The 6,483-nt window shown below is 41.5% G+C and carries 8 protein-coding genes and 1 pseudogene; 3 read left to right on the plus strand and 6 right to left on the minus strand.

What is annotated here, in order from left to right:
* Nucleotides 1-77, plus strand: a 77-nt coding sequence (locus SE27_RS14370) for a hypothetical protein (RefSeq protein ID WP_455549990.1), incomplete at its 5' end; no start/stop codon positions are given.
* Between the two features lie 76 nt (nt 78-153).
* Here the strand turns inward: SE27_RS14370 and SE27_RS03610 are convergent.
* A complete protein-coding gene (locus SE27_RS03610; RefSeq protein ID WP_039620939.1) occupies nt 154-552 on the minus strand; it encodes a hypothetical protein in 399 nt (132 codons plus the stop codon).
* A 356-nt stretch (nt 553-908) separates the two neighbouring features.
* Between SE27_RS03610 and SE27_RS03615 the strand changes: the two genes are divergently transcribed.
* Nucleotides 909-1,271 (plus strand): lysozyme inhibitor LprI family protein, encoded by a 363-nt coding sequence (locus tag SE27_RS03615; RefSeq protein WP_039620941.1) that lies wholly within the window; start codon nt 909-911, stop codon nt 1,269-1,271.
* A gap of 61 nt (nt 1,272-1,332) precedes the next feature.
* Here the strand turns inward: SE27_RS03615 and infA are convergent, their stop codons facing one another.
* A complete protein-coding gene (infA, locus tag SE27_RS03620) occupies nt 1,333-1,554 on the minus strand; it encodes a translation initiation factor IF-1 (protein ID WP_039620943.1) in 222 nt (73 codons plus the stop codon).
* A gap of 230 nt (nt 1,555-1,784) precedes the next feature.
* On the opposite strand from infA, the gene SE27_RS03625 reads away from it, so the two are divergent.
* Nucleotides 1,785-2,795: an AraC family transcriptional regulator gene (locus SE27_RS03625; protein WP_039620945.1), complete on the plus strand. Its 1,011-nt coding sequence runs from the start codon at nt 1,785-1,787 to the stop codon at nt 2,793-2,795.
* 128 nt (nt 2,796-2,923) lie between these two features.
* On the opposite strand, the gene truA is transcribed toward SE27_RS03625, so the two are convergent.
* The 4 genes and pseudogenes from truA to SE27_RS14375 all read right to left on the minus strand — a co-directional run.
* Entirely contained in the window at nt 2,924-3,721 is a 798-nt protein-coding gene (truA, locus tag SE27_RS03630; RefSeq protein ID WP_039620946.1) for a tRNA pseudouridine(38-40) synthase TruA, read from the minus strand.
* A 17-nt stretch (nt 3,722-3,738) separates the two neighbouring features.
* A complete protein-coding gene (locus SE27_RS03635) occupies nt 3,739-4,701 on the minus strand; it encodes an asparaginase domain-containing protein (protein WP_039620948.1) in 963 nt (320 codons plus the stop codon).
* A gap of 47 nt (nt 4,702-4,748) precedes the next feature.
* Nucleotides 4,749-6,062, minus strand: coding sequence for a hypothetical protein (locus tag SE27_RS03640; RefSeq protein ID WP_039620950.1), 1,314 nt, complete (start codon nt 6,060-6,062; stop codon nt 4,749-4,751).
* Between the two features lie 69 nt (nt 6,063-6,131).
* Nucleotides 6,132-6,483 (minus strand): annotated as a pseudogene (locus tag SE27_RS14375) (hypothetical protein); the annotation flags it as partial.

Here is a 6,483-nt window from a genome sequence, read left to right on the forward strand (position 1 = left end):
CCGATATTATGTCTGAAAGCATGCAGCGCGTCGGTACAGTGGAAATGGGTCAAGCGGTGGTGGCTGCGTTAAACTAAACCGGCTATTCAGTTAAAGTACTTGAAGTAAAAAACGCAGCTTTTAAGCTGCGTTTTTTATTGGTCTTTAAAATATTTAGCAAGTCCGGCCGGTGTAATACACTGACTTTGCAATATTATCTTGTAAGCGAAAAATGATTTTGCACGCTAAGTGAGCATCATAGCTTTGTGCACTGGGTGTCACGGGAATAGGAATTGCACCGGTAGCAATGCTCAGTGGATTTTGTGCGATGGGGATGGGGATTGAAATCGGGCGGATAACTGTATAGGTTAAGGTGTGATCTTGGAGTATGGGGGGTTGAACGTGTTGATAGCCCAATTGGCTTAAATCCAACTGCTTTTGAATTGTTTGACTGCTCTGTCCAATAAACTGCTGTAAGTAAGCATCACGCTGCTGTGCAGTTGTGGGTAGGCTAGCGCAGCCACCCAGCAGACCAAATAAGCTCAGACAAGCAACGGAGTGAACAAATGACATTGCTTTGCTCCATTCAATAAAAATTTATTGTAAACCACGCATAGCGTTATAAATGTTGTGATTCGATATACGGTATGGACTTGAATTAAATCAGCTTAAAACTGAGGCCATCTTTTTAATTTTAGCTACTCATCGGCCTGAATATTTTACACCTGAACAGAAGCGGCTTGAAAAGAAAGCCTTGAAAACAGAGTCTTGGAATTAGATTAATTATCAGACAAATATCTACCCCTATTGGAAGTGCTGGATCGTTTTTAAGAATAGGCTAACTTTTAATATTCTATGCAGAGTATTTCGCATAGACTATGTCTGAAGATGAATTTTGATAAAAATAGCAAAATGCTAAAGGAGTAAAAATGAAAAAAATTATTTTGATGCTGAGCGGTATCTTGCTGTCGGGTGCCGCATTTGCAGATAACTGTGAAAATGCACGCAATACTTATGATGATGTCTATTGCACCAATAAAATGTATGCCAGTGCTGATGTCGAATTAAATAAAAATTATCAGAGTTTACGCGGAAAATTATCTGATAAACAAAAAACGATGCTCAAAAAATCTCAGTTAGCATGGATTCGTGAACGTGATGCGCAGTGTACATCGGGTACGACCATTGATGTGCAATGCCGTTTAAGCACCACCCAAGAGCGTAATAACTGGCTCAGAGAGCGCTTACGTGAATGCAAAACAATTGGCTGTAAAACCAATGCTCTCAATTAATTTTGGTTTTAAATTGCGATAAAAAAAGCCACTTAAAAGTGGCTTTTGCTTTCGCTAAAACTTAGCGTGCACGATAAGTAATACGACCTTTGGTCAAATCATAAGGGGTCATTTCTACTTTAACACTGTCGCCAGTCAAAATACGAATATAGTGTTTACGCATTTTACCTGAGATGTGTGCGATGACTTCGTGGCCGTTTTCTAAACGTACACGAAACATAGTATTAGGAAGCGTTTCGGTGACAACGCCTTCGAACTCGATGAGTTCCTCTTTAATGGCCATAGCCTACCTGATGATCAAATTGGGAAGGCGCAAATTATAGTCAATTTTTTTGTATAAAACAAGGCGCAATGGTGCGCAGCTCGATCATCTGTCAGTTAAATAAGCGAACTTTGGCTTTAAATATTTTCTATAAAAAGTACATTGTTGTGTTGTCAGTTTGGTCAATCGCAGTTAATCTAAAATTAATCTTTTTTAAGTATAAATGAATAACATATAAGGAAGGTCTTTGCGTGGGTCAGCTAACTGATGCATCCGTTGTTTTGCGATTGGCTTATCAAGCTATTCGTCGTTCGGGTCTGCCAACCGAAGAAATTTTAACAAAAGCTGGAGTGGCTTTAAATCAGGTCGAAACCAATGATCGTACTCCATTAAGTTCGCAATATGCTTTTTGGCTAGCAGCAGAAGAAGTCAGTAAAGATCCAGATATTGGTCTGCATCTTGGGGAACACTTACCGTTATATCGTGGCCAAGTGATTGAACATTTATTTATTTCCAGTGAAAATTTTGGTGAAGGCCTAAAACGTGCCTTGGCGTATCAACGTCTGATCAGCGATGCCTTTCATGCCACATTGGTGATTGAAGAAGACCGTTGCTATTTGGCCAATGCTCAGCAAAGCACGCGTACCGATAGTTTGGTCAATCGACATTTTTCTGAATGTGCGATGTCGGGTTTGCTGCGCTTTTTTAAATTTATTACTGAAGGGCGTTTTAATCCGATTTATATCGACTTTAATTTTAGTCAGGGCGCTTTGGAAGAGGAGTATTTTCGTGTTTATGAATGTCCGGTCAGTTTGGGGCAAAAACAAACCCGTTTATATTTCGATCCCGCCATTTTAGATTATCAATTGTGGCAAGCAGAACCTGAACTTTTACAATTACATGAGCAATTGGCGCTGGAGAAATTGCAGGAACTGGCGCGTTATGATTTGGTGGGTGAAGTGCGCCGTGCCATTGGCTCAACCTTAGAAAGTGGCGAAACCACCTTAGAGACAGTGGCCAGTCATTTAAGTATTACACCCCGCCGCTTACGTACCCAACTCAGTGAAGCCAACACCAGTTTTCAGCAAATTTTATCGGATTATCGTTGTCGTTTGGCAAAAAAGCTGTTGGCCAATACCGCAGAAAGTGTAGAACGCATTGTCTATCTGACTGGATTTTCAGAGCCGAGTACTTTTTATCGTGCATTTAAGCGCTGGACCAATGAAACACCGGTGGAATATCGCAAGCGCAAACAGCGTTAATTTTAAGCTTTAAAAAAGCCTACAGGTGCAGGCTTTTTTAAAGCTCTTTATTTTTTATGCGCAGCGGATGAGATTGATCCGCATCAGTTTCTTAAACTGAACTTTTCAGCAATAGCGCTGTGTAAAGATTATTCTGGCATATTGAGCCAATGTGGACCCAATGCAACTTGTGGCAATTCAAAACGTTGCGGGTAATCGGCTTGAATAAAATATAGACCATCGGATGGTGCGGTAATTCCTGCAGCTTTACGATCTTCAGCAGCAAAAATTTCGTCAATATGGTCAATCTCATACATGCCTTGGCCAATTTCCAGTAAGCAGCCCATAATATTACGCACCATATGGTGTAAGAAACCATCGGCTTGAATATCCAGAACCAAATAGCAACCATGTTGAATCAGCCGGCAATGACTGACGTGACGAACCGGTTGCTTAGATTGGCAAGAAGAGGCACGAAAGCTCTCAAAATTATGTGTGCCTTCAAATTTACTGGCCGCTTGAATCATCTTATCTACATCTAAAGGATAGTAGGCATGAGTCACTTGTTTATGCAGCAGTGCAGGGCGACTGGGTGAGCTGTACACCACATAACGATAACGTCGTGCTTGGGCTTTAAAACGCGCATGAAAGTCAGCCGCTACCGGTTTAATCCATTGCAGCGCAATATCTTTGGGTAGGCTGCTGTTGGCACCCAAGAGCCAGCCTTTGATCGGACGAATGGCAGTGCTGTCAAAATGTGCCACCATATTGGTGGCATGTACGCCCGCATCAGTACGCCCTGCACCTTGTAAATGAACCGGATGAGCCGCAATTTGACTCAATACTGACTCTAGCGTTGCTTGTACCGTGCGGATACCCACTTCTTGGGTTTGCCAGCCTTTATATCGGATGCCACAAAATTCAATACCGACCGCGAAACGCTGCATATCTACCTCAAATGACCTTATTCATGCCAATGGACGTGCCATTGCTCTACAGTGTCGTATTGTAAATACATTTTTAAGGCTTTTGCATAAAGATCTGCATGACCCAAGCAATCACTGATGAGAATATGAGCATGTTTCATCCACGCATTGACTGCATAGCGCTGTTCCATCGGGCCAAAAGGCACTTGTGTGGTTAATATGATGGCACAGCCTTGTGCTTGAATATCTTGCAGAGTTTGGATGAGATCTTCATTCATGGCCCAGTTGCCTGTGCCAAAACCTTGCAAAATCAGCACATGCGGTGGATGCCGCTGTAGATTTTTAAAATTAATGATTTGCTGTTCGATGGCAATCGGTTGGGCCATCACGCTTAGACAGTTAAAGGCGCGTGCTTTGATCACATCTGCCTCACAGACTGGGTGGTTACGCTGTTGAAGCTGTACATGATGGCGGATATCAATACCTGCAAAGGCATCTAATTCAGTGCTATGTTTTTTGAGTGCGCTTTGTGCATAAATTAGTTGCTGATGAAAAGCCAAGTACACGCCAGCAGCTGTTGTGGTTACGCTATTCAGCGCGAAATACAGATTATCGATGGCATCGGTAATTTTTCGTGTTGCCTGTCCCGTCACATCCAATAACGGAGATTGACTTCCTGTTAAGACCACATGGGCAGATGGGCCTAAAAAGCCTGCTAATGTTGCACTGGCATAACTGAGAGTGTCTGTACCATGCAGCACGACAAAATATTGATACGCTTGTAATTGTAACTGCTGAATCATTTGAATCAGTTGTAGCCAATTTTCAGCCGTACAGGCACTGCTGTCGATAATCGCCGGTGCGATAAAGCATTCAATCGCCAAATGTGCAGGAAGGATTTGCTGCAATTGGGGGATAAAGTGTTCAGCGGGCATTGGACTGAGTGGTTCACCGATACAGCCGAATGTTCCACCCATATAAATTAAAGCGATTTTTTTCATAATAAAAAGCAGCCAATGATGACTGCTTGATAGTAAATTGAAATGATTTAGCTGGCTATCTGATTGCGTAACTGCTGCGCATGTTGCAGTTGTTCAGCGCTGTATTCAGCTTCTTGTTCTAGCAATAATTCAGCTGCCGATTCAAATGCACCCAATTGAATGTATTGTTGCGCCAATTCTAAATTGAGGCTGATTTCATTCACGGCTAACAGCTCAGGGAACGATTGAACCAGCGGATCATGTTGATCGACTTGGCTCTTTGAAGTATGGACAGAGTCAATATCAAAATTGACAGTAGCTGTTGCGGCAACAGAAGGTTCTATCGTTACCGGTGCAGACGCAGTAAGGTTATTTGCTTCTAAATTGAAATCTAAGCCCAAACTGGATTTAGGTTCTTCAGCGATAACCGGTGCTTCAAGGGTTGTGGTCGCAGTGGGTACAGAAAAATCGAAATCAAATTCAGCTTTGTCTTCAATCCGCACTTCAGCAGGCACTGCACGCTCTGTTGCAATAACCACTTGTTCTACAGCAGCACTATCTACACTAAAGGAGAAATCTAAAGGTTGAATTTCGTCTACTGTCGCTGTCAGCTCTGGTTTTGCTGCCGCGTTCGGATTGATATCAAAAGATAAACTGCTAAAGTCTAGAGCAGCGTCTTTTTCATTGGTTGCGACTTTTTCAGCCACAACAGGGGTTTTATCCATTGAAAAGTTATTAAAATCAAGCGGTTTAATTTCTTCAATAATTTCAGCTGGGGTAGATTGAAAATTAAATGATCCATCATTGCTTGATGCTGAATCATCTATTAGTGCATCAAAATCAGCAGTACTTTTAGGTTCAACAGCGGCTGAAGAATGAGCCTGTGGAACAAAAGATTCTGATTTGAAATCAATAGTATCTCGCGCACTTAAGATTTTTTGATCATGCGCGGCTTTTTTAGCCAAAGCTTGTTCTAAAAAATCATCCAGTTCTAAAGAACCCAAATGATTGATTAATTGGCTGATCGCAAATTCATCTTTTTGTAAGATATGAATATCAAGCAACAACAAATATAACTCATGTTGTGAATTGTCTTTGTTTAAGGCTTGATTAATCTGCGCTTCTGCAACAGAGAAATCACCATGCTGAATTAATGCTTCAATTTTGTTGCGTTGTTCTGTAGGCAAAGGTGTGGTTTTTTTCTTCTCAATCGTGGTGTTGGCAACAATTTTGGTTTTTTTAGCTGCCTGTTTATTTAAGACAACTTTTTTCGCTTTGCCTTTGTTGCTCGAACTCTCTTCAGCTTGTTTGCTGCTGTCACGCTTTTTTAAGACAACCGCGATCACCAATAACAATATAAACGGAATCACATAAATCAGCATGTTGTTACCCCTTACAGGATGAGTATTGATCTACAAAACCCATCCAAAAAAATCAAATTGTATAACACCTTAATGTGTTGGCTTTTTCTCTACTTGCTGTGCTTTTAATTGCTGTTGCAACTGAGCAAGACGAGTGTTTAATAATTGAATTCTGTGATCTTTTTGCTGCAAGGCGACTTCCAGCTGTGTTACGTTTTTCTGTAATTTAACGGTTTTCTCACGTGATGTCATAACTTTTAATGATAACTCGTTTGAGGTTTGATTTTTTTCTGTGTTCTTTTTAGCAGAACCGCTGGCAGAATCTTGTTCTTTCTGCGCCACCAAGCTCATTTCTGCCTGATTCAAACGATATTTAGCTTTACCTGATTGCGCCGAAGAGGCTTGTGTGGCAGCTGCAGCGGGCGATACTTTTGCGGGTTTT

It is taken from the genome of Acinetobacter harbinensis (assembly GCF_000816495.1).
GTDB classification, from domain to species: domain Bacteria; phylum Pseudomonadota; class Gammaproteobacteria; order Pseudomonadales; family Moraxellaceae; genus Acinetobacter; species Acinetobacter harbinensis.